The sequence below is a fragment of the Vibrio brasiliensis LMG 20546 genome, assembly GCF_000189255.1.
GTDB lineage: Bacteria > Pseudomonadota > Gammaproteobacteria > Enterobacterales > Vibrionaceae > Vibrio > Vibrio brasiliensis.
This window is the reverse complement of the sequence record NZ_AEVS01000037.1, coordinates 1-25,956: the sequence shown is the minus strand read 5'-3', so window position 1 is coordinate 25,956 and position 25,956 is coordinate 1. Positions and strand designations below refer to the sequence as shown.

General features: G+C 46.1%; 23 protein-coding genes. 10 read left to right on the top strand and 13 right to left on the bottom strand.

Features of this window, described 5'->3' with window-relative positions:
* Positions 1-526 precede the first annotated feature (526 nt).
* The 7 genes from RH46_RS06310 to dusA all read right to left on the bottom strand — a co-directional run bounded on the left by RH46_RS06310 (position 527) and on the right by dusA (position 7,535).
* The gene (locus tag RH46_RS06310; protein WP_006878556.1) at positions 527-1,306 is read right to left on the bottom strand and encodes a phosphoadenylyl-sulfate reductase; all 780 of its coding nucleotides are present in this window, start codon (positions 1,304-1,306) and stop codon (positions 527-529) included.
* Positions 1,299-3,020 carry an assimilatory sulfite reductase (NADPH) hemoprotein subunit gene (gene cysI, locus RH46_RS06305; RefSeq protein ID WP_006878555.1) on the bottom strand — a complete coding sequence of 574 codons (1,722 nt, stop codon included), beginning with the start codon at positions 3,018-3,020 and terminating at the stop codon, positions 1,299-1,301. Before cysI ends, RH46_RS06310 begins: the two co-directional genes overlap by 8 nt.
* On the bottom strand, positions 3,020-4,870 hold the full coding sequence (locus RH46_RS06300; protein WP_006878554.1) for an assimilatory sulfite reductase (NADPH) flavoprotein subunit: 1,851 nt from the start codon (positions 4,868-4,870) through the stop codon (positions 3,020-3,022). Before RH46_RS06300 ends, cysI begins: the two co-directional genes overlap by 1 nt.
* A 126-nt stretch (positions 4,871-4,996) precedes the next feature.
* Positions 4,997-5,227: a hypothetical protein gene (locus RH46_RS06295; RefSeq protein ID WP_040895308.1), complete on the bottom strand. Its 231-nt coding sequence runs from the start codon at positions 5,225-5,227 to the stop codon at positions 4,997-4,999.
* Between the two features lie 148 nt (positions 5,228-5,375).
* Positions 5,376-6,029 carry a TIGR04219 family outer membrane beta-barrel protein gene (locus RH46_RS06290; protein ID WP_006878551.1) on the bottom strand — a complete coding sequence of 218 codons (654 nt, stop codon included), beginning with the start codon at positions 6,027-6,029 and terminating at the stop codon, positions 5,376-5,378.
* A 133-nt stretch (positions 6,030-6,162) separates the two neighbouring features.
* Positions 6,163-6,372, bottom strand: a complete 210-nt coding sequence (pspG, locus tag RH46_RS06285) for an envelope stress response protein PspG (RefSeq protein WP_006878550.1) — start codon at positions 6,370-6,372, stop codon at positions 6,163-6,165.
* 161 nt (positions 6,373-6,533) lie between these two features.
* Positions 6,534-7,535 (bottom strand): tRNA dihydrouridine(20/20a) synthase DusA, encoded by a 1,002-nt coding sequence (gene dusA / locus RH46_RS06280; RefSeq protein WP_006878549.1) that lies wholly within the window; start codon positions 7,533-7,535, stop codon positions 6,534-6,536.
* A gap of 488 nt (positions 7,536-8,023) precedes the next feature.
* On the opposite strand from dusA, the gene RH46_RS06275 reads away from it, so the two are divergent.
* The 4 genes from RH46_RS06275 (at position 8,024) to RH46_RS06260 (ending at position 13,797) form a co-directional block, all read left to right on the top strand.
* A complete protein-coding gene (locus RH46_RS06275; RefSeq protein ID WP_006878548.1) occupies positions 8,024-9,061 on the top strand; it encodes a response regulator in 1,038 nt (345 codons plus the stop codon).
* Between the two features lie 20 nt (positions 9,062-9,081).
* The gene (locus tag RH46_RS06270; RefSeq protein WP_006878547.1) at positions 9,082-12,675 is read left to right on the top strand and encodes a hybrid sensor histidine kinase/response regulator; all 3,594 of its coding nucleotides are present in this window, start codon (positions 9,082-9,084) and stop codon (positions 12,673-12,675) included.
* Between the two features lie 178 nt (positions 12,676-12,853).
* Entirely contained in the window at positions 12,854-13,318 is a 465-nt protein-coding gene (zur, locus tag RH46_RS06265; RefSeq protein ID WP_040895307.1) for a zinc uptake transcriptional repressor Zur, read from the top strand.
* A 17-nt stretch (positions 13,319-13,335) separates the two neighbouring features.
* Positions 13,336-13,797 (top strand): chemotaxis protein CheX, encoded by a 462-nt coding sequence (locus RH46_RS06260; RefSeq protein WP_006878545.1) that lies wholly within the window; start codon positions 13,336-13,338, stop codon positions 13,795-13,797.
* A gap of 57 nt (positions 13,798-13,854) precedes the next feature.
* On the opposite strand, the gene cysC is transcribed toward RH46_RS06260, so the two are convergent.
* The 5 genes from cysC to cobA are packed head-to-tail and all read right to left on the bottom strand — an operon-like array spanning position 13,855 to position 19,508.
* On the bottom strand, positions 13,855-14,472 hold the full coding sequence (gene cysC, locus RH46_RS06255) for an adenylyl-sulfate kinase (RefSeq protein ID WP_006878544.1): 618 nt from the start codon (positions 14,470-14,472) through the stop codon (positions 13,855-13,857).
* A gap of 12 nt (positions 14,473-14,484) precedes the next feature.
* Entirely contained in the window at positions 14,485-16,209 is a 1,725-nt protein-coding gene (locus tag RH46_RS06250) for an SLC13 family permease (protein ID WP_006878543.1), read from the bottom strand.
* Positions 16,210-16,233: 24 nt separating this feature from the next.
* Positions 16,234-17,661 (bottom strand): sulfate adenylyltransferase subunit CysN, encoded by a 1,428-nt coding sequence (gene cysN, locus RH46_RS06245; protein WP_006878542.1) that lies wholly within the window; start codon positions 17,659-17,661, stop codon positions 16,234-16,236.
* Between the two features lie 21 nt (positions 17,662-17,682).
* Positions 17,683-18,615, bottom strand: coding sequence for a sulfate adenylyltransferase subunit CysD (cysD, locus tag RH46_RS06240; protein WP_275658759.1), 933 nt, complete (start codon positions 18,613-18,615; stop codon positions 17,683-17,685).
* 29 nt (positions 18,616-18,644) lie between these two features.
* Entirely contained in the window at positions 18,645-19,508 is an 864-nt protein-coding gene (cobA, locus tag RH46_RS06235) for a uroporphyrinogen-III C-methyltransferase (protein WP_006878540.1), read from the bottom strand.
* Positions 19,509-19,771: 263 nt separating this feature from the next.
* On the opposite strand from cobA, the gene cpdB reads away from it, so the two are divergent.
* The 4 genes from cpdB to RH46_RS06215 all read left to right on the top strand — a co-directional run bounded on the left by cpdB (position 19,772) and on the right by RH46_RS06215 (position 23,862).
* Positions 19,772-21,733, top strand: a complete 1,962-nt coding sequence (gene cpdB, locus RH46_RS06230; RefSeq protein ID WP_006878539.1) for a 2',3'-cyclic-nucleotide 2'-phosphodiesterase — start codon at positions 19,772-19,774, stop codon at positions 21,731-21,733.
* A 131-nt stretch (positions 21,734-21,864) separates the two neighbouring features.
* Entirely contained in the window at positions 21,865-22,428 is a 564-nt protein-coding gene (locus tag RH46_RS06225) for a Crp/Fnr family transcriptional regulator (protein ID WP_006878538.1), read from the top strand.
* Positions 22,429-22,498: 70 nt separating this feature from the next.
* Positions 22,499-22,951 carry a GNAT family N-acetyltransferase gene (locus tag RH46_RS06220; protein ID WP_006878536.1) on the top strand — a complete coding sequence of 151 codons (453 nt, stop codon included), beginning with the start codon at positions 22,499-22,501 and terminating at the stop codon, positions 22,949-22,951.
* Positions 22,952-22,953: 2 nt separating this feature from the next.
* Complete coding sequence (locus RH46_RS06215; protein WP_006878535.1) at positions 22,954-23,862, top strand: DMT family transporter; 909 nt, start codon at positions 22,954-22,956, stop codon at positions 23,860-23,862.
* Here the strand turns inward: RH46_RS06215 and RH46_RS06210 are convergent.
* Positions 23,808-24,374, bottom strand: a complete 567-nt coding sequence (locus RH46_RS06210; RefSeq protein WP_006878534.1) for a LysM-like peptidoglycan-binding domain-containing protein — start codon at positions 24,372-24,374, stop codon at positions 23,808-23,810. The two genes, RH46_RS06215 and RH46_RS06210, sit on opposite strands and share 55 nt — an antisense overlap.
* Before the next feature lie 232 nt (positions 24,375-24,606).
* Between RH46_RS06210 and RH46_RS06205 the strand changes: the two genes are divergently transcribed.
* Together RH46_RS06205 and RH46_RS06200 are read left to right on the top strand one after the other, a co-directional pair.
* Entirely contained in the window at positions 24,607-25,227 is a 621-nt protein-coding gene (locus tag RH46_RS06205) for a BamJ family beta-barrel-assembly machinery protein (RefSeq protein WP_006878533.1), read from the top strand.
* A 108-nt stretch (positions 25,228-25,335) separates the two neighbouring features.
* Positions 25,336-25,836 (top strand): DUF2780 domain-containing protein, encoded by a 501-nt coding sequence (locus RH46_RS06200; RefSeq protein WP_006878532.1) that lies wholly within the window; start codon positions 25,336-25,338, stop codon positions 25,834-25,836.
* Positions 25,837-25,956: the final 120 nt, after the last annotated feature.

The window sequence follows — 25,956 nt, the reverse complement described above, 5'->3', positions numbered from 1 at the left end:
GAAGTAATGTTTGAATTGACTGTGCTGAATCTTTCGATTCAATGGTCACTTCGTTTCATTGAAACCTAATTTGATACCGAGGTATCTAATTGGATTATCATCAACGAGTGCCCACACAGATTGATAGGTCTATATTTTTAAAGAGCTACTCTTCTCTGTGATTCGTATCACTTCGGAAGAGGCGGCCATTCTAGCGATTTAAGTTTTAGTGTCAACCACTTTTTTCAAACTTTTTTCAAGCGTTGCCGCTTGGCTAGTAAACCGTGTCGACTTCGCTTGAACCCTTGTGAGCTCTTGCCCTGTCGACGAGGAGGCATTATAGAGATCGTGCTCACATTGGCAAGCGTTATTTTGAAAAAATTGCAAAAATAACGTTTAAACGCTGACTTTTCGCTCAAAGCCTTATTTATCCAACTTTACCCCAATATAGCGAACACTATACCCACAGAGTTATCCACAATCGCTGTTTTTCAGGCAAAAGAAAAGGCCGCATTGCGACCTTTCCTCTTATATATAGAAGAGCAGATTAGATACCTGAACCATCTTGTTCGTTACCATCATCTTCATGAAGTCCACACTCACGCTTTAAACCAAAGAAGCGAGTTTCTTCTTCACTCATTCCTGGCTCCCATTTCTTGGTCGTATGAGTATCACCTACCGACAGGTAACCTTCTTCACGCAGTGGGTGATAAGGCAAGCCATGTTCTTCTAAGTAATAGTGGACATCTTTATTCGTCCAGTCGATCACCGGCAAGAACTTGAATACGCCATTTTGGATCGACAAGATAGGTAAGTTGATACGCGACTTGGATTGCTCACGACGCAGGCCCGAGAACCACGTAGCTACTTCAAGCTCATCGAGCGCTCTGCGCATCGGTTCAACTTTATTTATCTTGTTGTACTTTTCGATTCCCTCTATACCTTGATCCCAAAGATTTCCGTAACGTGCCTCTTGCCAGTTAGAGCTCTCAGCCGCACGATAAACTTTTAGGTTCAGGGTTAGCTGTTCACTTAACTGATCGATAAAACGATAAGTTTCAGGGAAAAGGTAACCAGTATCAGTCAGAATAACCGGAGTATCCGGAGCCTGTTGAGTAACAAGGTGCAGCATAACTGCAGCTTGAATACCAAAACTTGAAGACACCGCAAACTGACCTTCGAGATTTTCTAGTGCCCAGGCCACTCTTTGCTGGGCGGTTAGCTTCTCTAACTCTCCATTAATTTCTGCAAGACGGAGTATTTGCTCCGTCTTAGTTAATGAGAGCAGTTCTGCTAACTTCGGTTTGGAAGCGACAGAATCAAGCATGCAAGTCCCTCTTAGATACTTTGACTTCTTGGATGATGCCAGCACGGATAGCAAAATCACCAAATCCTTCGCCAGCTTCACGCTCTTTAGCCCAACGGCCTACGAGCTGATCAATCTCTTCTAGTATCTGTTTGTCTGTGATGTTCTCTTTATACATCTTCGGAATACGTGTACCTGCACGGTTACCACCTAAGTGAAGGTTGTAACGGCCAGGTGCTTTACCAACCAGACCAATCTCAGCCAACATTGCCCGGCCACAGCCATTTGGACAGCCCGTGACACGAAGAATGATGTTGTCTTCTTCAGGTAATCCGTGTTTCTCAAGGATACCTTCTACGTCAGTAACAAACTGAGGCAGGAAACGTTCAGCTTCAGCCATCGCCAGTGGACAGGTTGGGAATGCCACACACGCCATTGAGTTTTTGCGCTGTTCACTCACGCTGTCATCAATTAAACCGTGCTCGCGGGCAATTTTCTCAATCTTAGCTTTCTGGCTCTTAGCCACACCAGCAACAATTAAGTTCTGGTTTGCCGTCATACGGAAATCACCTTTATGGATTTTGGCAATTTCAGCAACACCCGTTTTGAGTGGTTTGCCCGGGAAGTCCAGTAGACGGCCGTTTTCAATAAACAGTGCCAGATGGTGTTTACCGTCGATACCTTCAACCCAACCGATGCGGTCACCACGATCAGTAAACTCGTATGGACGACTATCGCCAAACTTCACACCAGCTCGCTTCTCTACTTCTGCTTTAAATACATCAATACCAACACGGTCTAGTGTGTATTTAGTTTTTGCATTTTTACGGTTTGAACGGTTACCCCAGTCACGCTGAGTCGTTACTACCGCAGCGGCAACATCAAGTGTCTTTTCTAGTGGAACAAAACCAAAGTCATCGGCACGGCGAGCATAAGTAGAAGTGTCACCGTGAGTCATTGCCAGACCACCACCGACTAATACGTTAAAGCCCACCAGCTTACCGTTTTCACCAATCGCGACAAAGTTAAGGTCGTTAGCGTGAACATCAACATCGTTTTGTGGCGGAATCACAACCGTTGTTTTGAACTTACGAGGAAGATAAGTCTTACCCAGGATTGGCTCGTCATCTTCTGTTGTTTCTACTTTCTCGCCATCCAACCAGATTTCAGCATACGCTTTGGTTTTTGGAAGCAGGTGTTCACTGATCTTCTTCGCCCATTCATAAGCTTCTTGGTGCAGTTCTGACTCTACTGGGTTCGTGGTACATAGTACGTTACGGTTTACGTCACCCGCAGTCGCAATTGAATCAATCCCAATGCTGTTTAGAGTCTGGTGCATAAGCTTTATATTTGGCTTAAGCACACCGTGAAACTGGAACGTTTGACGTGTAGTCAGACGGATACTGCCGTAAAGCGAATGTTCGGTTGCAAACTTATCGATCGCTAGCCACTGCTTTGGCGTAATGATGCCACCTGGCATACGTGCACGAAGCATCACGTTATGTAGTGGTTCCAGTTTTTGCTTAGCACGCTCGTTGCGAATATCACGGTCGTCCTGCTGGTACATACCGTGAAAACGAATTAACTGGAAGTTATCTGCAGTAAATCCACCAGTAATGCGGTCCTGAAGATCCTGCTCAATCGTGCCACGTAGAAAATTACTCTGAGTTTTCAGGCGTTCGTTATCCGAAAGGGGTCCCAGAACTTCGCCCAATACTTCCTGCTTATTGCTCATTAGTACACATCCCTTTGGTAACGTTTTGCTTTACGTAAGTCGTTAATAAATTCTTCTGCATCATCACGAGACATCTTGCCTTGCTGCTCAGCGACAATAACCAGTGCTTCGTGAACATCTTTAGCCATGCGAGTCGCATCACCACATACATAGATGTAGGCGCCCTCTTGTACCCATTGCCAAACCTGCTCGGCATTTTCGAGGATACGGTGCTGAACGTAGACCTTCTCAGCCTGATCGCGGCTGAATGCCACATCAAGACGGTTCAACAATCCAGATTTAAGGTACTTCTGCCACTCAACTTGATATAAGAAGTCCTGAGTAAAGGTACGGTCACCAAAGAACAACCAGTTCTTACCTTCGGCATCACGGTTTTCGCGTTCCTGAATAAAGCTACGGAATGGAGCAATACCAGTACCCGGACCAATCATAATCACAGGGGTATTGTCATCCTGAGGTAGTTTGAAGTTATTGTTATTTTCAACGAATACCTTAACTTCACCACCCTCTTCTAGTCGCTGAGAAAGGAAGCTCGAAGCACCGCCGTAGCGTTTGTCATCGCCTTTGTCGTATTCGACAAGGCCAACCGTAAGATGCACTTCTTCTTCGACTTCTGCCTGACTTGAAGCAATAGAATATAGACGTGGTGTCAGACGACGTAACAAGCCAACAAGTTCTTCTGCTGTTAGCTTAGTTTTCTTCTCGGCAAGTACATCGACTACCTGAGTGTTACCTGCGTATTCACGAAGCTTGTCTTTGTCTTCAACTAACTTTTGCAGTTTCTTACTGCCAGATAGTTCAGCAAACTTAGTCACTAACTGTGGGTTAGAGGCAGTGATTTCATATTTCGCCACCAGCGCGCTATGGATTGACAGACTTTCACCATCCACTTCTACACTCTCTACACCAGACAGACCGACTTTGGCCAAGATAGCATTAGCTAACTCAGAACTGTTTTCGAACCAGACACCCAGAGCGTCACCCGGTTGATATGTCAGGCCTGAACCTTCCAAATCAATTTCAACGTGGCGAACATCTTTACCAGAGTCTCGACCAGTGATTTTCTGGCTAGTTAGCAGGGTCGCGGTATAAGGTTTCTGCTTAGAGTACTGAGAGTGACCCGCCGCCTGAGCGACAGGAAGTTGAACAACATCCGCTTCCTGACCAGAAGACAAGTCATCTTTAACCGTCTCAAGCGCTTTTGCTCGCCACTCAGATGCAGGCGCTTCGTAATCAACGTCACAATCGATACGATCAATGAAGGCTGTCGCGCCCTGCTTAGCTAAGTAAGCATCAAAATCTTTACCGGTTTGACAGAAGAATTCATAACTAGAGTCACCCAGACCAATCACACCATATTTCAGGTTTGGTAACTTAGGCGCTTTCTTTGACTGTAAGAACTCATGCAGTTCAATGGCATTATCTGGTGCTTCACCTTCACCGTTAGTCGAAGCAACGATAATAACGTGAGTTTCTTTCGCCAGGTTCTTACCTTTATAGTCACTGGCATCAAACAATGCAGCTTCGATGCCTTGCGCTTTCGCTTCTTGTTCCAGCGCTTCAGCAACACCTTTAGCGTTACCCGTTTGAGAAGCGTAGATAATAGATAGTTTGCCAGCAGGCTTAGCCGCTACCGCAGCCGCTGCTTGGTTAATAGGAGCAGCTGCAGACGCAGGTTGCGTTTGCGCTAATCCCCAGAAGTATCCGCTCACCCATGCCAACTGCTGTGAAGACAAGTCTGCAACGGTCTGTTGTAGCGAGTTCAGCTGTTGATCATTCAGAGGAGCTGCGATCGATGGTAGTTCTTGTGGCGTGTTTCCTTGAGAGGACACGTTCTTGTTTAAAGACATGGTCTCGACATCCCTATTCAGTGCGTGATGATAGATTAACCACTCTCTTTAATAACAAGAAAGAATAGAAGTGAATGTTTTATAACTTTTTGAATTAAAGAATAGGGAGACAACAATCATCAAATGCTATTTTGCCTCGACGCGTACCTGCTTGAAACCCACCGCCATTGCTGACTTTGAGGCTAGATCGAGGTCCATATAATGGCACTCTTCACCATGAGAGTCGGTTAAGAGGACAAATCCGCCACGGGCATGACGGAATTCCACTATCCAACTGCCCTCTTGCGCCGAAGGCTCGATAATGGCTTCTACTAACTGATGCTCGCGGTAAAGATTTCGAAGTTCAGTGATAGTCATGAGATTCCTTTCTCTGGCTAAAAACATAATTCCTTCTTAAGCATGGCTAAAAACCGCGAAAGTTCTAAATGAAATGATGAGATATAATTAATAGGTATAAAAAAACGCCGCTTTAGAAAGCGGCGTTTTAAAGAAATCAATTTGTGGTTTAGAACGAGAACTCTGCACCAGCGAAGAAGCCATTTGCGAATACAAACGGGTCGCCTTTAGTATTCGGGAACTCTTCAGACTCTAAATCAATCACACGGTAGCCACCGCGGAATGCTAGCGTATTTTCGCCTACAGGCATGCGGTACTGCATACCAGCCATCAAGTCAGTGCTCTTAATACCATCACTGTTACCGAAGTTCATCTCACCAATGACATCAAAGTTGGTGTTAGGAACCGTAATCTCAGCATAGCCGTACCAAGCCCAAATCATTTTATCGAACGTAGCGCGAGCGTTGTTCTCTGGGTTGATATACTTAGTGCCACTCAGATCGCTGAACGTCATACCCGCATCAAAGTGCATCAAATCATGCTCCATAACACGGTAGTACAAAGTTAGATCCAGTTTATCAAACGCCGTGTAATCAGCATCAACACTGGTGTAACGAAGACGTGCATCAGGCACATATTTCACATCGTGCTCAACCGCTACATAAGCACTTGCTGTTGCATCACCGTCTCGAGTTACCTCGTTCACTTTTGTGTCTGGTAACCACATTTCAGCCCCAAACTTAGTTGTCAGAGATGACTCAGCGAAAGCTGTTGCAGACACTACTGCAGCGAGGGCAAATGCACTGGCGGTTTTAAAACCCATGAGATTAGTTCTCCAAGTATTCACTTCACGCAGCCCGGAATTCGGAACTGCAAATGGCTAGATAAGTATGATGTTCGTCAAATTCTAACATATTCATACCACTAGCCAGCAAATATTTCTCAGCGCAGTTCCATTATCGAGGCTGAACAACATAGTTCTTGAAGAACCACACACCTACAGCGATAACAATCAACCACGGGATAAGTTTAATGACTGCGCCAACCATGCCTAGCAGAAGCATAACGACCAGTGAGAAAGCAACACCTGCGAAAACCGTCACCATAGTTACGCCAGTAACCAGCAGAGTCGCTACAAATACCAAAATAAAGATTAGCTCAAACATATCAATCTCCTTTGTTTTTACTTATCTACCTTTCAGAATATGTGCCAACGTCACCACAAAACATAACTCACTGAAAAACAAAGATAAAAAAAGAGCACTCATCAATAGCGCTCTTTTCATCAAAGTTAAGTGGTAATTTTCGCCAAACTAGTTGGTATTTATTACACATCCAACTCTTTAGGAATTTTAGCCAGGGCTGCTTCGACAACTTCAATGCCAGAACCAGGCTTATGTGCGTTCTCACTGATGTAACGACGCCATTGACGTGCACCCGGCATATTCTGGAACAGACCCAACATATGACGAGTGATATGACCTAAGTAAGCACCTTTGGATAGCTGTTGCTCAATGTACGGGTACATCTCTTCCACAACCTGTGAGCGTTTTTTAATTGGTGTATCCAGACCAAAGATTTGCTGGTCAACTTCAGCCAGAATATATGGATTCTGGTACGCTTCGCGACCTACCATCACACCATCAAGATGCTGCAGGTGCTCTTTCGTCTCTTGCAGAGTTTTAACGCCACCATTCACAGCAATAACTAAATGAGAGAAATCTTTCTTTAGCTGGTATGCGCGTGGGTAGTCCAGTGGTGGGATTTCACGGTTCTCTTTCGGGCTAAGACCAGAAAGCCAGGCTTTACGAGCATGGATAGTGAACTGCTCACAGCCACCTTTCTCGGAAACGATCGACACAAAGTCAGTCAGGAACTCATACGAATCCTGATCATCAATACCGATACGGGTCTTTACTGTTACTGGAATATCAACCACATCACGCATCGCAGCTACACAGTCTGCCACCAGCTGAGGTTCACCCATTAGACACGCACCAAAGCGACCGTTTTGCACACGGTCAGATGGACAACCAACGTTTAGGTTAATTTCGTCATAGCCGCGCTCTGCCGCCAGCTTGGCACACGTTGCCAAATCCTGAGGGTTTGAACCACCTAGCTGCAGCGCTACCGGATGCTCTTCCTGGTTATATGCCAGGAAGTCACCTTTACCATGAATGATCGCACCTGTAGTGACCATCTCCGTATAAAGCAGAGTTTCGTTAGTCAGCAAGCGGTGGAAGTAACGGCAATGACGATCCGTCCAGTCCAACATAGGTGCAATGGAAAAGCGGTTAGCCGCGTATTTACTAGTATTGTCAGGTTTCATAAGGTGAGTCTCGCTGTACAGTGAGCATCGTGGTCAAAACAGAATCCGCGATTATACACACAGAATAGAAAACATTCAGGAAAAAGAATCACCACTAACGCAGGCTTTCAGTTACTGGTATTCCTACTCCCACAGTCACCCGTTTTAACCCGCTGATTAAAAGGCAAAAACAGCACCTACAGCTTTTGACCACCAGCAACCCTTAAACTCCCTGAGCTCATCAGATAAATTTAAACCACTGATTTTATTAAATTAAATCCCAGCAGCTTTTTCAGCTGTTTTGCTTTAACACCTTTTGGCCTATGGGTGACCAAAAGCCCCAGCAGCTGTACGTGTATAAAGGTGGGCTTTATGTGGAAACTTCAACCCACTTCACTGTTCTGCCAGAGAACTCATCTGATTAGTCAATAAGTCCTGCAACTATCTATAAAACATAACTATTCTATGCACTATTAAAGAACAAATAATGCAGTAAAGGATTTACCGCAATGCTCAACGAGAATAACGAAAAGCCCGTCGTTCTGGTGGTGGACGATATTCCAGATAATATCCATACCCTATCGGGTATCCTGTCTGATGATTACCGAATCAAAGCTGCAACCAATGGTGAGAAAGCCATTCAGATTGCTAACGCCAAACCAGCACCTCACTTAATCCTGCTCGACATCATGATGCCTGAGATGGATGGCTACGAAGTGTGTCGCCGCCTTAAGTCCAGTGCCGTGACTTGCGATATTCCTATCATCTTTGTCACTGCTAAAGCGGAAGTTATCGATGAGCAAAAAGGCTTTGAGATGGGTGCGGTCGACTACATAACTAAACCTGTCAGTCCACCGATTGTTCAGGCGCGAGTGAAGACTCATATCTCACTGTATGACCAAAACCTCTCCCTGACCAATCAGGTTAAAGAGCGCACCGCATTACTCGAAAAGAGTCGCCTTGAGGTCATCCAGCGTTTAGGCCGAGCGGCAGAATACAAAGATAATGAAACGGGTATGCACGTTGTTCGTATGAGCCACTACTCAAAGATTCTTGCTGAGCAGCTTGATGTCAGTCCGCGCTGGGTTGAACTGGTGTTTCAGGCGTCACCTATGCATGACATTGGCAAGATTGGTATTCCTGATGCGGTGTTACGTAAACCGGGCAAGCTAGATAAAGATGAGTGGGAAGTCATGCAGACCCACGTAAAGATCGGTGCCGATATTATTGCTGATAGTGAATCCCTGCTACTGCAAATGGCGCAAGAGATAGCCCTTTACCACCATGAAAAATGGGATGGCAGTGGTTACCCGCACAAGCTCAAAGGCGAAGAGATCCCTCTTAGTGCGCGTATTGTTGCCATCGCCGATGTATTTGACGCTCTCACCAGCGAACGTCCATATAAGCAAGCCTGGCCGGTAGAAAAAGCGGTAGCACTGCTAGAAGAAGAAGCGGGTTCCCACTTTGACCCAACTCTGGTACCTATTTTTATCCAGCAGCTTGATGAAATACTCAAGATCAAAGACTCATTCAAAGATGAATTCTAATAATAACCATTGAGGCTCGAATGGACTCTGTAAACAAATACGCATTTGATTCTAAACGAATTCTGGCTGGCTTTATCGTCGCTTCAATTTTGCTGCTTATCGCAGGCATTATGGGCTGGATGACGCTCAACCAGCGCTTCGACACTGTTGACCACTACGCCAGTAATGCTCAGCTGAGGTCGGCTTTAGAGAATATGAAGATCACCGAGCAGAGTTATATCAGACTACCCGATGAGAGTCTGATCGGTGAGTTTGATACTCAGCTTGAAAAAGCCAAGGCACTGGCTAGCGGTTCATTAGAACATAATTCGACGATTTCCCTTGATGAACCGCTGACTGAGCACAAAGCAGCCTTTGCAGACTATGTGCAGATGAACCAGTCAGTGAGAGCGACTCGTGCCGCGATGTCCCGCGAGGCAGAACAGGCAGAAACTCTGATTCAGGATATGCAAATGGAGCATGAGTCCTTTATCGAATCGAGTATCACTACCCTTGGGGAACTGCGTAACAGAGTCGACAGTGAATCCGACAACTCTATTCAATCTCATTGGCTGGTGAGCCTGATTGCTAACTCACAAACGGAACAGAAAAGTTACGTGCTGGATAACAAGCAAGAGAGCCTCAACAAAGCCCAGTTTGAGTTGAAAAAAGCACAGAAGCTAATCAACCAATTAGCTGAGCAGGCGACAGACTCTAACAGCCAACAGCTGATTGCCCTGATCCGAAATGCCTACAACCGCTATAGCACCTCGTTAGTTCAACTGCGCAGTTGGCCAAATCTGAGTGACCCGCTTAAAGCCAGCATCACCTCACAGGTCGACATTGCCAGTAAAGATCTGCTTCGTTCGGCAGTGGAACTGAGAACCTACCAGAAATCAAAGCTTGATGCGGCTCAGCAAGCAGTATCAACAGTTCAGCTCGCGATCAGTGACAAGTTAGCTATCAGCTCTAGCCTGCTGCTACTGCAAACTGAAATCAGTGAAGCGCAGCAGACAGACCGAGACTATGCGATGACCCTCAATCCCGCTCAGCAGGAAGAGCTCGCTCAAGCGGTCGAGCAAAAGCTGACGTTTATCGTCAATCTACTTGAAAGTCTCTATGAGCAGGTCACGACTGCAGATGAACAACTTCAAGTCGACGCACTGATGCAAGCCTCCGAGCAGTACTTACAGCTCTTTACTCAGCTTGTTGGTCAACGTACCCAAGAACACCAGCAGATTGAACGTTTAGATACTAACTATCAGCAGCTGCTAGCCAAGATTGAACCGATCTACCAACAACAACTGGATATCGTCGAGAACTCAGGCAGCATTACCACAAAGATGGCGTTTGGTGGTGCCGTTTTCCTCGTCACTTTACTGCTGCTTGGTTTACTGGCGAATAAGTCACATGCCGCGCTGGAACGATTTGCCGCTAAGTTGGCCGTTGCCCGTGATGAAGCAAACTCGGCTAACCGTGCTAAGTCGGATTTCCTTGCCAATATGAGTCACGAGATTCGAACTCCGATGAATGCCATTATCGGTATGAGTTACCTGGCACTAAAAACGGATTTAACCAAAGCCCAGCGTAACTATATCCATAAGGTAAAACTGTCTGCGGACTCACTACTCGGCCTAATCAATGACATTCTTGATTTCTCTAAGATTGAAGCAGGCAAGCTCGACATTGAACAGGTTGATTTCCATCTGGAGAATGTACTCGATAACATCTCGAATCTGGTGGGGCTGCGTGCCTCTGAACGTGGTTTAGAGCTATTGATTCACATTGATCGTGATGTACCAACTACCTTAGTCGGTGACCCACTGCGCCTTGGACAGATCCTGATTAATCTGGCTAACAATGCGGTTAAGTTTACCGAAAAGGGTGAAATCAAAATATCGATTCGAGTTGTAGAACGTAACGGCGACGACCTGGTGCTGCAATTCAGCGTAGAAGACAGCGGTATCGGCATGACGCCAGAACAGACTGCCAAGCTGTTTAGTAAGTTCACCCAAGCGGACAGCTCAACAACCCGTAAATATGGCGGCACAGGTCTGGGCTTAGCTATCAGTAAAGAGCTGAGCCAACTGATGGGCGGCGATATTGAGGTGCAAAGTGAAGCAGGCAAAGGGTCGTGCTTCTCCTTCTCAATCGCGACCAGAGTTAGCCATGCCCTTAAACAGGAAGATATTTCTGTTCCGGTTGAACTGAATAAACTCAAAGTGTTGGTCGTCGATGACAACGCTAGCGCGCGCATCATCGTCGAAGATATTCTCAAGTCACTGCAATTCGATGTCTTCACCGCCAGTAACGTCGACGACGCTTACAGTGAGTTACAGCAAGCAATTGGCAGTAACAGCCAATATGACTTGTTGATATCCGACTGGAAGATGCCGGGTAAAGACGGTATCGACTTAGTGGAGTTGGTCTCGCAAAACATCGCGCAAAGCGCTCAGCCTAAGTTATTGATGCTGACAGCTTACGCCCGAGAAGAACTCAGTGAAGCGATGGAGAATCGTGGTCTTGAATCACCAAGTATTCTGGATAAACCGGTAACGGCATCTCATCTGTTTGATGCCATTGTGACTCTCTATGGTGTTAGCAGCTCGCGCTTAAGTCGCAGTGAAGCGGAAGAGCAGCATCAGCTTGCGAACGTTCAACAACTTGCTGGCGCACAGTTACTGCTAGTAGAAGACAACGAGATTAACCAGGAACTTGCTATCGAGTTACTCGAAGGACAGCAAATGCATGTCACAGTAGCTGAGAATGGTCAGGTCGCCATTGATCTGTATAAAGCCAACGAGTTCGATGGCATCTTAATGGATTGCCAAATGCCGGTGATGGATGGTTACAAAGCGACGCAATATATCCGTCAGCAGCTCAATGACCAGCAGATTCCTATTATCGCTATGACAGCGAATGTGATGGAGCGCGACAAGGTAAAAGCAGCGCAAGCAGGGATGAATGACATCATCGCCAAACCGATTGATGTTGGCAGCATGTTCAGCACCTTAGCTCAATGGGTTACGCCTAAGCATCCACAGCAGTTTGTCGCGGCTTCAACGGTAGCTCAAGGAGAAATGCCCGATATTGACGGCTTGGATATCACTGCGGGCTTAACTCGCTCTAGTGGTAATCAGGATCTGTATAAGAAGCTGCTTCATCGCTTCGCGGATACCTACCAAGATGCAGAAGCGGTATCCAAGGCACTCAAGGATCCTGATAACACTACCAGAGCGCGCAATATCCATACCCTGAAAGGAGTGGCTGGTAATATTGGCGCAACAGAGATCCACCAGCTCAGCGCCTCTTTAGAACAAGACTCCGATAATGATGCTCTTCGTCAGCAGTTGCTTGATGCTTTGAGCTTGTTGGTTAGCAAAATTGGCCATGAGTTAACGCAACCTAAAGAGGAACCGCAGGCTGCCGTGGACACAGAGTATGAGCCAAAAACTTATAGCAACCTGTACTCTGCCATTGAACAGAGCGATACCGAAGCGATATCGATCATTAATCAATTGCAGTCAGGGCAACAGATTGGCCTATCCAATACTCAGTTAAATGAACTGACGAATGCACTTGAAGAGTTTGATTTTGAGCGCGGTTTGCAGATCTTGGACACACGCCTGCAATGAGAAATGAGTAAAACGCTGTAATTTGTATCGTTTTTTTTGTAGATAAGGTAAGTTATGCCGTTAGAGTCAGGTCACTATTATTCACTCGCAGAATAAGTAACCTACTGACAAAGCGAATTGATATTACCTACTGAGCGACGATAAACCGCAAGAAATGGTATATTATTAAAAATGTCCAATGGTAACGGTGATAAGTTTGGACCAGCAGTTAGTAAAACAAATTGAAGAGATATGTGCAGCCCGAGGCGTAAGGCTGACAGCCCAAAGAAAACGAGTATTTGAGCTGATCTGTTCTAGCCCCAAGGCCGCCAGTGCTTATGAGCTTTTAGATGAGCTCAAGTTAAGCGAACCTCAGGCCAAACCACCAACTGTCTATCGTGCGTTGGACTTTTTGCTCGAACAGGGATTCATCCACCGTGTTGAATCAACCAACAGCTACATTCAATGCTGCTCGTGCAATGCTCATAAACATCATTCGCACCTATTGATTTGCGATAAATGTAGTAACGTTATTGAATTGCAAGATGATAGTTTGGTAGCCTTGCTAGCAAACAATGCGGAAGCTCATGGCTTTTCCATCACCAATCACGTTATTGAATCACACGGAATTTGTCAGTCATGTGCTTCTGACAAAGCGAATTAAAGATATAGAAGAAGATTATGCGCGCTGAATTTGTAAACCCGTTTTTAGCTTCATTAATGAATGTTTTGAAAACGATGGCTTCACTGGAATTGAAGCCACAGAAACCTCGTGTCAAAAAAGATGAAATTGCACGTGGGGATGTTTCAGGTTTGATAGGGATGGTCGGCCCGCAAAGCCGCGGTTCTATGTCTATTACCTTTGATGAGAACCTGGCTTTAGAAATCATGCAGAACATGCTTGGTGAGCGTCCTAATGGTCTTAACGACGAAGTAACAGACATGGTTGGTGAAATCACTAACATGGTGACTGGTGGCGCAAAACGTATCCTGGCAGAGAGTGGCTTTGATTTTGACATGGCAACACCAGTCGTTGTTTCTGGTAAAGGTCATACAATCCGCCATAAGTGTGAAGGCTCAATCATTATCATGCCGTTCACTTCTCAATGGGGTAACGCATTTATTGAAATCTGTTTCGAATAGACCGCAGCAGATTAACAGCTAGATAAAAAAACGCTTCCCAAGGGAAGCGTTTTTTCGTTAGGCGATAACTTGTCGACTCTTCAGCACTTGCAAACAATCATCCACCAGCTCATCGATGGACTTCTCGCCCGCCTTTAAGTCGATTTCTGGATTCACTGGCGCCTGATACTCTGAGTCGATGCCAGTGAAGTTAGTAATTTCACCTGCTCGTGCTTTTTTATACAGGCCTTTAGGGTCACGTTGTTCACACACTTCGAGCGAAGTGTTTACGTATACCTCAAGAAACTCCCCTTCCGGCAGCATTTCACGTACCAGTTGTCTTTCCGCACGATGAGGAGAGATAAATGCCGACAGCACGATCAAACCAGCATCCGCCATCAACTTAGCAAGTTCACCAATACGACGAATATTCTCACGACGATCCTGCTCAGAGAAACCAAGATCACTACACAGACCATGACGAACGTTATCACCATCGAGCAAGTAAGTGTGGTATCCAGATTCAGCCAGCCGAGTCTCAAGCGCACCGGCAACCGTCGACTTTCCTGCTCCAGACAAACCAGTGAACCATAGTACTACTGGTTTCTGGCTCTTCAGCTTAGAGCGGAATGCTTTATCAATAGAGTGATGATGCCAGACAACATTTTCATCTTTGGTTGGCGTTTCCGTAGTCATATTTGAGTCCTTTTAAAACGGAAAGAAGAGTGGAATCAGCGTTAACACCAACACGGAGTAAACAATCGATAGAGGAATTCCCACTCGAACATAATCGGTAATTTTGTAGTTTCCTACGCTGTAGACCAACAGGTTGGTCTGATAGCCGTAGGGTGAAATAAAGCTGGCACTTGCTCCAAACAGAACCGCCATAATAAATGGCATCGGGTCGACGCCATAACCTATCGCCATACTGTAGCCAATTGGGAATGCCAGTGCGGCTGCGGCATTATTGGTGACCAGCTCAGTCAGAATCAGAGTCAGCAGATAGGTCGCTACCAGCGCGCCAAAGACTCCCCAGCCATTAAAGCCTTCAATAAACATCTGACCTAAACTGAGCGACAGACCAGAGGAGAGCATTAGCTGGGCAATAGAGAGTGCTGAGCCAACAATCACCACAATATCGATCGGGAAGCGTCGACGTAACTCTCCAAGCTGAATAACACCACAAAACAGTGCCGCGAGCAGAAATACCGAGAGGCCTTTAATCAATGGGAAAACGTCAAGCAGAGCAAGTGCAATGACGCTTGCAAATCCCACCAGTACGCCTGCGGATTTGTTGCCATCCAGACGGGCACTTGAATCCAAAGCATTGATTAAGACAAACTCTTTACGGTGAGCTTGTCGCTCCTGTTCAAAACGCTTGCCCGGAACCAATACTAAGGTGTCTCCAGCATTGAGGGTAATGCTCCCTAAACCACCCTCTAAACGCTCATGACCACGACGAATTGCCACAACCACAGCATCAAATCGATCACGAAAATGGCTCGACTTGAGGGTTTTATTACAGAAGCTCGCCGAGGAGCTCACGACCACTTCAACAAAGCCCTGACCATTAAGGTGGTGTTGACCAAACAGGGTTAGCCCCTGAATTTCCTGTAGAGTAGCGACACTTTCAATATCTCCACAGAACAGTAATCGATCTCGCGCTTGCAGAACAAAATCAGGCTCTACCGAAGGCATTGACTGACCATCGCGAACCACTTCAGCCAAGAACAGCTTACGCAACGCACGCAGATTATTCTCACTGATGCTACGTCCAACCAATGGCGATCCTGGCTCGACGCGCGCCTCCAGGAAATACGGCAGCTCATCCTGATTTTGATCTTCATAACTAGGCAGTAAATAGCTCAAAGGGATCAGGATCAACATGCCGCCAAACAGTACAGACAAACCGATCAATGTAGGTTCAAAGAACCCCAGACTTGGTAAGCCCGCATCTTCAACAAAGCTATTAATGATCAAGTTTGTTGATGTGCCGATCAAGGTTAACGTACCACCTAAGATCGCAGCGTATGAGAGCGGGATAAGCAGTTTGGATGGTGCATGCTGCTGGTTACGTTTAATCGCACCAATCAGCGACACCACTACAGCAGTGTTATTAGTAAAGGAAGAAAGCAACGCGGTTGAGATACCCAGCTTTGCCACGACAGTGCCTAATCGACCATTAGATAGCGAGCGGCTCACCCAGCTGACTAAGCGCGTTTTTTCCAGTGCTGCTGATGCCAGGATCAACAGCACTAATGTTAATAGGGAAGAATTGGTAAAATTCGTAGCAACATCACCCAACTCGATCATTCCACCAAGAAAAGCAATAAATGCCGCTCCTGCAAAGATATAGCTAGGTTTAATTCGCGTTGTTAGCAGGCATGTGACTATGCCTAATAATATCGCTAACACAAATCCCTGTTGCCACATATAACTTCCCCGTCAGCTCTGGCGTTACTTCAGTAACTGGCTGATATCTTTCGCTTCCCAATGAGGGAAGTGCTTACGGATAAGTGCATTCAGCTCTACCTCAAAGGCTGAGATATCACCTGCTTTGGTTTCCACTTGAGACAAGCTTTCACGAACCAAACCTGCACCGACAGTCACGTTAGTCAGACGGTCAATCACAATGAAACCGCCTGTATCTGAGCAATCCTGGTAACTATCCAGGGCTACAGACTCTGTCAGGGTCAGTTCGCACAGGCCAATCCCGTTGAGTGGAAGTTCCGCAGCTGCATGGCTCGACAGGTTGTTGATGTCGTACTGGTGACGAATCGATTCAACGCGACCAACCGTCTTCTTACCTGCAATCTTGATATCGTACTCACGTCCTGGTTGCAGCGGCTGCTCCGTCATCCATACGATGTCTGCCAACAGGTGATTACTTGATTCAACTTCAGCACTCTCAAGAACAATCAAATCACCGCGACTGATATCGATTTCGTCTTCCAGTGTCAGTGTGACAGCTAAGCCAGCCTGAGCCTCTTTCAGATCACCATCAAAGGTCACGATACGTTCCACCTTCGATGTTTTGCCTGATGGGAGTGCCTTAATGCTATCGCCAACTTTAACGCTACCTGAAGCAATCGTGCCGGCAAAACCACGGAAGTCGAGGTTCGGGCGGTTAACGTATTGAACAGGGAAACGGAAATCACCCGCTGCCTTATCTTTATCGACATCGACAGTCTCTAGCAGGTCAAGCAGGGTTGGTCCTTCGAACCATTCCATTTTCGGGCTAGCTTCGACTACGTTATCGCCTTCCAATGCTGAAAGAGGGATGATTTGAATATCCGTGTCACCACGCAGGTTCTTAGAGAACTCGATGTACTCGTCACGAATCTGTTCAAATCTCTCTTGCGAGTAATCAACCAGATCCATTTTGTTCACCGCGACGATGAAGTGTTTCAGACCTAGCAGGTTAGAGATAAATGAGTGGCGACGGGTTTGATCTAAGATGCCTTTACGTGCGTCAACCAAGATCACAGCAAGATCACAAGTAGAGGCACCTGTAGCCATGTTACGTGTGTACTGCTCGTGTCCCGGAGTATCTGCAATGATGAATTTACGTTTCTGAGTCGAGAAGTAACGGTACGCAACGTCAATTGTGATCCCCTGCTCTCGCTCTGCCTGCAGGCCATCAACCAACAAAGCCAAATCTGGGCGCTCGCCCGTCGTGCCAACACGTTGGCTATCATTGTGCACTGCCGCTAGCTGATCTTCATAAATCTGCTTTGAGTCATGGAGTAAGCGACCGATTAAGGTACTTTTGCCGTCATCTACCGATCCACAAGTCAGGAATCTGAGTAGTGATTTGTATTGATGCTGTGTCAGGTAACCTTCGATACCTAGCTCTTCTAATTGAGCTTCTACTGCGCTATTCATGTTTCTTTCCTTGATCCTTAATTAGAAGTAGCCTTGGCGTTTTTTCAGTTCCATCGATCCAGACTGATCGTGGTCGATCGCGCGGCCTTGTCGCTCACTTGATGTCGCTACCAGCATCTCTTCGATGATGCCTGTTAAGGTATTAGCTTCAGATTCAATGGCACCAGTCAGTGGGTAACAGCCGAGTGTACGGAAGCGAACACTCTTCTCTTCGATCTTTTCGCCTGGTTCTAGCTTCATACGATCATCATCGACCATGATCAGCATGCCATCACGCTCAACTACCGGACGCTTGTCAGCCAGGTAGAGAGGAACAATTTCGATGTTCTCCAGATAGATGTATTGCCAGATATCTAGCTCAGTCCAGTTAGATAGAGGGAAAACACGGATGCTTTCGCCTTTGTTGATCTGACCGTTGTAGGTACGCCATAGCTCAGGACGCTGGTTTTTTGGATCCCAGGTATGGTTCTTATCGCGGAACGAGTAAACACGCTCTTTTGCACGAGATTTCTCTTCGTCACGACGAGCACCACCGAAAGCAGCATCGAAGCCGTACTTGTTTAGCGCCTGTTTCAGACCCTGAGTCTTCATGATGTCGGTATGCTTAGATGAGCCGTGGGTAAACGGGCTACATCCCATCGCCAGACCTTCTGGATTCTTATGTACCAAAAGCTCAAAACCGTACTTCTCTGCAGTGCGATCACGGAACTTAATCATCTCTTTAAATTTCCAGTCCGTATCCACATGTAAAAGTGGGAACGGAATCTTACCCGGGTAAAAAGCTTTGCGAGCAAGATGCAGCATTACTGATGAGTCTTTACCGATGGAGTACATCATCACTGGGTTATCAAACTCAGCAGCGACTTCACGGATAATATGAATACTCTCCGCTTCGAGTTGCTTGAGGTGGGTTAAACGTTCTTGGTCCATGTTAGTGCTTCCTTTGCGGCTCAATACGAGCTTCTGACTAATCAAATAATGAGTTATGCGAATTGGCGTTGCTGCGTGTTAGGCTGTGAGTTGAACCACGCCAGTTTCTCTGACAGTGACACCACTTCACCAATGACGATGAGAGACGGCGATTGCGCGTCTTTTGCAAGTTCAGCCAGTTGAGATAGCTGCCCTTTAAATATTCTTTGTGTTGACTGAGTTCCACGCTCAATAATAGCGATTGGAGTCTCAGGGCTACGGCCATGTTCAACCAGTTGATTCTCGATATATTCAGACTTCATCAAGCCCATATAGATCACCAATGTTTGGTTGCCACGAGCCAGCGTCGACCAGTCCATCTGGTCACTTTCCGCTTTTAAATGCCCTGTTATAAACATAGCAGACTGAGCATAGTCACGATGAGTTAACGGGATACCTGCATAGGCAGTAGCACCCGCTGCTGCGGTAATACCCGGAATCACCTGAAAAGAGATGCCCGCATCTGCGAGAACTTCGAGCTCTTCTCCACCACGACCGAAGATAAACGGATCGCCACCTTTAATACGAGCGACACGATGACCCTGATTAGCAAAGTCGACTAATAGCTGATTGGTTTTTTCTTGAGGGACACTATGGTGACCAGCACGCTTGCCGACACAAACGGTAATCGTGTCATTAGGGACTAGCGACATGATCTCTTCAGAAACGAGGTAATCATAGAGCACAACATCAGCTTGCTGCAGAAAGCGCATCGCCTTCAGAGTAAGCAGTTCAACATCTCCAGGGCCTGCACCAATAAGCGCAACCTCACCTTTGCTGAGTACACTATGACCGACAGTGTTTAGGTCCATCTGATTACCACGCTGTGCGCGTTGATGTTTCAGAGGAAATTGAGAAACGGTTTCCTTGCTCGCCATAATGTCATCCTTCAATATCAATGAAAGGCATTATGGCTCTCTAGCTATATTACCTGAAATTCTAAAATTTCATTTTTTATATCAATTTCTGATAAGAAGACTAAACCGTACTCATGACCATTTATTGGTTTTTGAGATATTCTTTGCATAACACCACCTCTAAACTGAGCTAGATCACAATTAATCACCCAACGAAACAATTGTTTCATCTCATTTTGTTAAATTAGACAGCGTCCTATTTAATGCTATCGGAGCTTAAAAAAATGAAAGCAGCAGTGAAACCCCTGTCTCTTGCGGTACTTGGTGGTATGTTAGCCATGGCTGGTCCAGTAATGGCAGATACGATCAAACTTCGTATTGTCGAAACGACTGATATTCACACTAACGTGATGGACTATGACTACTACAAAGACAAGCCATCTCAAAAGATTGGCCTTACCCGCACTGCTACTCTGGTAAAACAAGCTCAGGCAGAAGTAGAAAACAGTGTCTTAGTTGATAACGGTGACCTAATCCAAGGTAGCCCAATGGGCGACTACATGGCCGCTAAAGGTATCAAAGAAGGTGAAGTTCACCCTGTATACAAAGCGATGAACCAACTGAACTACGATGTGGGCAACATCGGTAACCACGAGTTCAACTACGGTCTTGAGTTCCTTGCTGAAACTATCAACGATGCTGACTTCCCATACATCAGCGCTAACGTGTTCGACAAGAAAACCGGCGAACACTACTTCAAGCCATACATTATTAAGTCGCATACATTTAAAGATGTTGATGGTGTAGAACACCAAATCAAAGTGGGCTACATCGGCTTCGTTCCACCGCAAATCATGGTGTGGGATAAGAAGAACCTGGAAGGTAAAGTCTTTGCTAAAGACATCAAAGAGACGGCTGAAGAGCTAGTTCCTCAAATGAAAGCTGAAGGTGCAGACGTTATCGTTGCGATCCCACACTCTGGTGTATCTTCAGACCCTCATAAAGTCGGTGCAGAAAACTCAACTTACTACCTGTCTCAAGTAGAAGGTATCGATGCGATTGCATTCGGTCACTCACACGCTGTATTCCCGGGTAAAGGTTTCGACAACATTCCTGGCGTTGACAATACAAACGGTACAATCAATGGCGTAGCAGCTGTAATGCCGGGCCGTTGGGGTAGCCACGTTGGTGTTATTGACCTTGAGCTGAAAGAAAAAGATGGCAAGTGGGTTGTGGTTAAGGGCCAAACAGAAGCCCGCCCTATCTACGACAAGAAAACGAAGACATCTCTAGCTGAAGCCGATCCTGAGATGGTTAAAGCGCTTGAAGCAGACCATAAAGGTACTCGAGATTTCGTTAACCAACCAATTGGTAAAGCAAGCGACGTAATGTACAGCTTCCTGGCTCTAGTGCAGGATGACCCAACAGTACAGATCGTTAACCTTGCTCAGAAAGATTACGTTGAGCGTTTCATTCAAGGTGATCCTGACCTTGCAGATATCCCAGTACTTTCTGCAGCAGCGCCATTTAAAGCCGGCGGCCGTAAGAACGACCCTGCTAACTTCACTGAAGTAGAGTCAGGCCAGCTAACATTCCGTAACGCAGCCGACCTTTACCTATACCCGAACACGCTTGTTGCGATGAAAGTAAGCGGTAAAGAAGTAAAAGAGTGGCTGGAATGTACTGCAGGTCAGTTCAAGCAAATTGACGTTAACAGCACTGAGCCTCAAAGCCTGATCGACTGGGATGGTTTCCGTACTTATAACTTCGACGTTATTGACGGTCTGAACTACCAAATCGACGTAACTAAGCCAGCTAAATACGATGGCGACTGTAAGCTAATTAACGATGGCGCTGAGCGTATTGTTAATCTGACTTATCAGGGTAAGCCGATTGATATGAAGCAGGACTTCATCATCGCGACTAACAACTACCGTGCATACAGTAACAAGTTCCCTGGCACTGGTTCTGAGTTTGTTGCTTTCGACTCTCCAGATGAAAACCGTTCTGTTATCGCTTCTTACATCACTCGTGTAAGTAATGAAAAAGGCGAGTTCACACCAAGTGCAGACAACAACTGGACATTTGCACCAATCAAGTCAGATAAGAAGTTAGACATCCGCTTTGAAACTTCACCAAGCGATAAAGCTGCGAAGTTCATCGAAGAGAAAGGTCAGTACCCAATGAAACGTGTTGGCACTGACGATGTTGGTTTCGCTGTATACCAAATCGACCTGCAGAAATAATTTCTGATTAGATACATTCAAAGCCGCGACCTCAGGGTTGCGGCTTTTTTGTATTCACCACAGGCCGATAGCATGTAATTGGCCAAATAGGCTAGAATCTCTGCATACTCGACTAAGTGATTACCAGAAAAATGTTTGAAGCTTTTCAGCAACAACTCGCCAATAACGGATTTACCGCTCAAGAAATTGACCAACTGACTCAATCGGTACAACAACTTGAGTTACCGACACGTCATATTCTGCTTCATCAGGGACAAGTAGCTGAGGATATCTATTTCCTGATATCAGGTATTTGCCACTCGTCGTACTTAACCGACAAAGGTAAGGAGTTCAGTAAAGAGTTCTACTGGGAGAACGACTGGATTATCGGCTTCGAGAGTTTAATCATGCAGCAACCATCCCCTTACCTGCTCGAGTCTCTGACTCCGTGTACTATGCTTTCTCTTCCGGTTGCAACGATTCGTCAATGGCGTGATGAAAAACATAGTATCTACCTCAAGCTACTCGAAACTCAGTTGATGTATAAAGAGAACAAAGAACGCTTTATGCTGCTCTATAGTCCGGAGGAGCGCTACCAACTGTTTTGCCAGCACTACCCTGAACTACTCGAACGCCTGAACGATTATCAGGTAGCCGCTTATTTAGGTATCACGCCAATCAGTTTGAGTCGTATCAAAAAGCGTGGCCAAAGTTAACAATTGTTAATGTCGTGATGAGTGTGAGTTGCTACATTCGCCCTATCAGATTTAGTAAGGCTTAAAAGATATGATCACTTGGCAACTTATCCCCTTTTCACAGTTAACCACCACTCAGCTGTATCAACTAATAAAGCTCAGAGTTGATGTGTTTGTCGTCGAGCAAACCTGTCCTTACCCGGAGTTGGATGACAAAGACCACCAGGATGGTGTCTATCATCTGCTTGGCTACAAAAATGATCAGTTGGTTGCTTGCGCTCGATTATTACCAAAAGGTTTAAGTTACCCAAGCGTCAGTATTGGACGAGTTGCGACACTGGAGAGTCAAAGAGGTGGTGGTCTGGGTCATCAACTATTGCAACAGGCTCTGGCTGGCTGCGAATCTCTGTGGCCGGGAGAGAAGATTGAAATTGGCGCTCAAGAACACTTAGCTAAGTTCTATCAACAACACGGTTTTATCCAGACCTCGGCCATGTATCTTGAAGACGATATTCCTCATATCGACATGGTACTGGATAAATAGTCGTGGCGGCTTCTGCGACTTACGTTGCGATATTGCTACTGGTGATAGGTAATCTGGCCGCTTCTCTATCTGATGTAGCGGTAAAACTACTCGATGGGGATGTCTCCACATTCCAGTATGTTTTTGTCCGCCAGCTACTCTCTACTCTGGTGATCTTTCCGTTTTGGTGGAGACAAAAGCCAAGTCAAAAGAAGCTCTATAACCCAGGCCTAAACTTATTACGCGCACAGTTAATCCTGATCGGTAGTGGTTGTATGGTGATCGCCATTACCCACCTGACACTAGCGACAGCCAACGCTGTGTTCTATGCAGCGCCTTTGTTGATGCTACCACTCGCAGTCTTGCTACTGGGAGAGCAAATCACCTGGCAGCGTGTCAGTGCAGCTTTGTTCGGCTTCATTGGTGTACTCGTGGTGCTAAGGCCATCAGAGTTTCACTGGGCAGCGACATTTGCTTTAGGTACAACATTTACTCTGGCACTGTTTAATGTCACTGCGCGAAAACTTCCCACTGAACAAACCATAGTCAGTACCCTGTTTTGGACATCGTTACTCTCGCTACCTATATCTGCGGTTTTAGCTTTTATCTATTGGGCGCCCATATCGACCGGGCAAATGATGTTGATTCTCGCCAGTGCAGGTCTGATTCTGAGTTATAACGGCTTGGCCGTGATGGCTTACCGACGCGCACCAGCCAGTCATATCTCTGTGGCAGAGAATTCAGGACTAGTGTTTGTGGTGATTATCGGTGTGATCTATTTTGACGAAGTGCCGGACTGGCTGACGTTAATAGGGATAGCCATGATTGTGCTACCCCTTATCCCGTGGAAGATGTTACTTAAAGCGGGCGGCCTTAATTACTTACTACGCCCAAAACCACCGTCAGATAGACGGAAGAACATCACTGACTGATTGCTCTTCTCTAGTTGGAGAATGTCTAGCTGACCGTTTTCAGCCAATTTAAAGCGAACCAACTGTCCCTTCTTAATGCGACTAAGTGGCTTATCTGAACCTTCGACCTTAACCAAAGCGTTGAGGTCTGCCATCGCTAAACCATTACTGCGGAATACCTGTGCCAGCGTGTCACCACTCTGCACCTCATACTCTTTCCAGGTATCAGACGCGAGAGATTGCTGCTGACTGTTTTGCTGATCACTTAAGCTACGGGTATTGATATCAATCTCTACTCTCTGGGTTGCAGCAGGAACCTCAGGTTCGCTATTGGACTCAGGCAGCGGAATCACCATCAAAACAAGCAAGACAGGAACTAAGATCATCAAGCCGCGTTGATGCAACTTCGGTAGTTGGTTCCAACGTTCTAGTACAGTACGTTTGATCTCAAGCCAATCAATTGCCTTAAACTTTGTTTTGGCTAAATCAACGTAATCGACTTGCTGCTGTTTCTTTTTCTTTCTGCGATTCATCGCACCTTGTCTCCAAACGGGTTTCGCTAAGTATAAAAAACCAAGCCCCCATGAGTATAGGAATTTTCGCCAAACAAAGTAATCGCTGAGTCAAAAGTGACTATAAAGTCATAGAAAGTCGATCTTAATCTCACATTGCCCTACTCAGCGGACTATATAAGGGCTACCGTTTCATCATGGCGCCATTACTGGTATCCTTTAATGCTTTATACACCATACAAAGAGAGACATCATGTCTGAAGTTAAATTTGAGACTGTAGAGCAGAAAGCTAGCTACGGTATCGGTCTACAGATGGGTCAGCAACTTGCTGGTTCTGGTCTAGAAGGTCTAAACGTTGATGCAATCGCTGCAGGTATCGCAACTGCACTAGTTGGTGAGCAACCAGCTATCGAAATCGACGAAATCAACAACGCACTACAAGAGCTACACACTCGCGTAGAAGCTGCTCGTCAAGAAGCTGCTAAAGCTGCTGCTGCAGACGGTGAAGCATTCCTGAAAGACAACGCTCTACGTCCAGAAGTAACTGTTCTTGAGTCTGGTCTTCAGTACGAAGTAATCACTGAAGGTACTGGTGAAATCCCAACTTCTGACAAGCAAGTTCGCGTTCACTACCACGGTGAGCTAACTGACGGTACTGTCTTCGACAGCTCTGTATCTCGCGGTCAACCAGCTGAGTTCCCAGTAACTGGCGTTATCAAAGGTTGGGTTGAAGCACTTCAACTAATGCCTGTAGGTTCTAAGTGGAAACTATACATCCCACAAGACCTAGCATACGGTGAGCGTGGCGCTGGCGCTGCAATTCCTCCGTTTGCTGCACTAGTATTCGAAGTAGAACTACTAGACATCCTTTAATTTCCCAGCAAATTAAAGCATTTAAAACGGCGACCATTGTGTCGCCGTTTTTTATGTATGATACTTATTCGACGATCTATTAATGACCTCAATTGGTTTGGAGATAAGATGAATAAGAAAATAATCGTAGCCGCGCTTGCTAGCGTTGCACTAATGGGCTGCCAATCCACTTCAGGTAGCAGCAACGCAGCAGCAAGTAATGACAGTGCCTATAGCAACCTTGCAAACGCTGCACTAATGGGCGCGGTTCAGGCTTGGTCTTCACAAAGTGGCGACAATACCGATCTGCTTTCTGCACTACAAAGCAGCGCAGATGTCTCTTCAGAGCAAGCCGCAGGTGGTTTAGGCTCAATGTTAGCCTTGGCGCAAAACTCTCTAAGCAGCAGCGAAACAAGCGAAATGGCAGAGTTAATCCCTGGCTTCGACTCTCTACAATCAACCGGTTTAACGAGCATGATTGCCAACAACGAAACCGTTAAGAGCGCATTCTCAGCTCTGGGGATGGATCCATCGCTAATCTCAACATTCGCACCGATTATTCTCAGCGCACTGCAAAGCCAGGGAGCAAGTAATGGGTTGTTGGATAGTCTAGGAGCGATTTGGCAATAGCGAGAAGCGAGAAGCGAGAAGCGAGAAGCGAGAAGCGAGAAGCGAGAAGCGAGAAGCGAGAAGCGAGAAGCGAGAAGCGAGAAGCGAGAAGCGAGAAGCGAGAAGCGAGAAGTCGAGAAG

What these genes read in the sequence shown, in the direction of transcription:
- dusA (WP_006878549.1), bottom strand. Translation starts at nt 7,535, where the DNA reads ATGAAACCTGACAATACTAGTAAATACGCGGCTAACCGCTTTTCCATT.
- RH46_RS06250 (WP_006878543.1), bottom strand. Translation starts at nt 16,209, where the DNA reads ATGTGGCAACAGGGATTTGTGTTAGCGATATTATTAGGCATAGTCACA.
- cobA (WP_006878540.1), bottom strand. Translation starts at nt 19,508, where the DNA reads ATGGCGAGCAAGGAAACCGTTTCTCAATTTCCTCTGAAACATCAACGC.
- zur (WP_040895307.1), top strand. Translation starts at nt 12,854, where the DNA reads ATGGTAACGGTGATAAGTTTGGACCAGCAGTTAGTAAAACAAATTGAA.
- RH46_RS06210 (WP_006878534.1), bottom strand. Translation starts at nt 24,374, where the DNA reads ATGAATCGCAGAAAGAAAAAGAAACAGCAGCAAGTCGATTACGTTGAT.
- RH46_RS06275 (WP_006878548.1), top strand. Translation starts at nt 8,024, where the DNA reads ATGCTCAACGAGAATAACGAAAAGCCCGTCGTTCTGGTGGTGGACGAT.
- RH46_RS06295 (WP_040895308.1), bottom strand. Translation starts at nt 5,227, where the DNA reads ATGACTATCACTGAACTTCGAAATCTTTACCGCGAGCATCAGTTAGTA.
- RH46_RS06220 (WP_006878536.1), top strand. Translation starts at nt 22,499, where the DNA reads ATGATCACTTGGCAACTTATCCCCTTTTCACAGTTAACCACCACTCAG.
- cpdB (WP_006878539.1), top strand. Translation starts at nt 19,772, where the DNA reads ATGAAAGCAGCAGTGAAACCCCTGTCTCTTGCGGTACTTGGTGGTATG.
- pspG (WP_006878550.1), bottom strand. Translation starts at nt 6,372, where the DNA reads ATGTTTGAGCTAATCTTTATTTTGGTATTTGTAGCGACTCTGCTGGTT.
- RH46_RS06205 (WP_006878533.1), top strand. Translation starts at nt 24,607, where the DNA reads ATGTCTGAAGTTAAATTTGAGACTGTAGAGCAGAAAGCTAGCTACGGT.
- RH46_RS06300 (WP_006878554.1), bottom strand. Translation starts at nt 4,870, where the DNA reads ATGTCTTTAAACAAGAACGTGTCCTCTCAAGGAAACACGCCACAAGAA.
- cysC (WP_006878544.1), bottom strand. Translation starts at nt 14,472, where the DNA reads ATGACTACGGAAACGCCAACCAAAGATGAAAATGTTGTCTGGCATCAT.
- RH46_RS06270 (WP_006878547.1), top strand. Translation starts at nt 9,082, where the DNA reads ATGGACTCTGTAAACAAATACGCATTTGATTCTAAACGAATTCTGGCT.
- cysN (WP_006878542.1), bottom strand. Translation starts at nt 17,661, where the DNA reads ATGAATAGCGCAGTAGAAGCTCAATTAGAAGAGCTAGGTATCGAAGGT.
- RH46_RS06260 (WP_006878545.1), top strand. Translation starts at nt 13,336, where the DNA reads ATGCGCGCTGAATTTGTAAACCCGTTTTTAGCTTCATTAATGAATGTT.
- cysI (WP_006878555.1), bottom strand. Translation starts at nt 3,020, where the DNA reads ATGAGCAATAAGCAGGAAGTATTGGGCGAAGTTCTGGGACCCCTTTCG.
- RH46_RS06200 (WP_006878532.1), top strand. Translation starts at nt 25,336, where the DNA reads ATGAATAAGAAAATAATCGTAGCCGCGCTTGCTAGCGTTGCACTAATG.
- RH46_RS06225 (WP_006878538.1), top strand. Translation starts at nt 21,865, where the DNA reads ATGTTTGAAGCTTTTCAGCAACAACTCGCCAATAACGGATTTACCGCT.
- RH46_RS06310 (WP_006878556.1), bottom strand. Translation starts at nt 1,306, where the DNA reads ATGCTTGATTCTGTCGCTTCCAAACCGAAGTTAGCAGAACTGCTCTCA.
- RH46_RS06290 (WP_006878551.1), bottom strand. Translation starts at nt 6,029, where the DNA reads ATGGGTTTTAAAACCGCCAGTGCATTTGCCCTCGCTGCAGTAGTGTCT.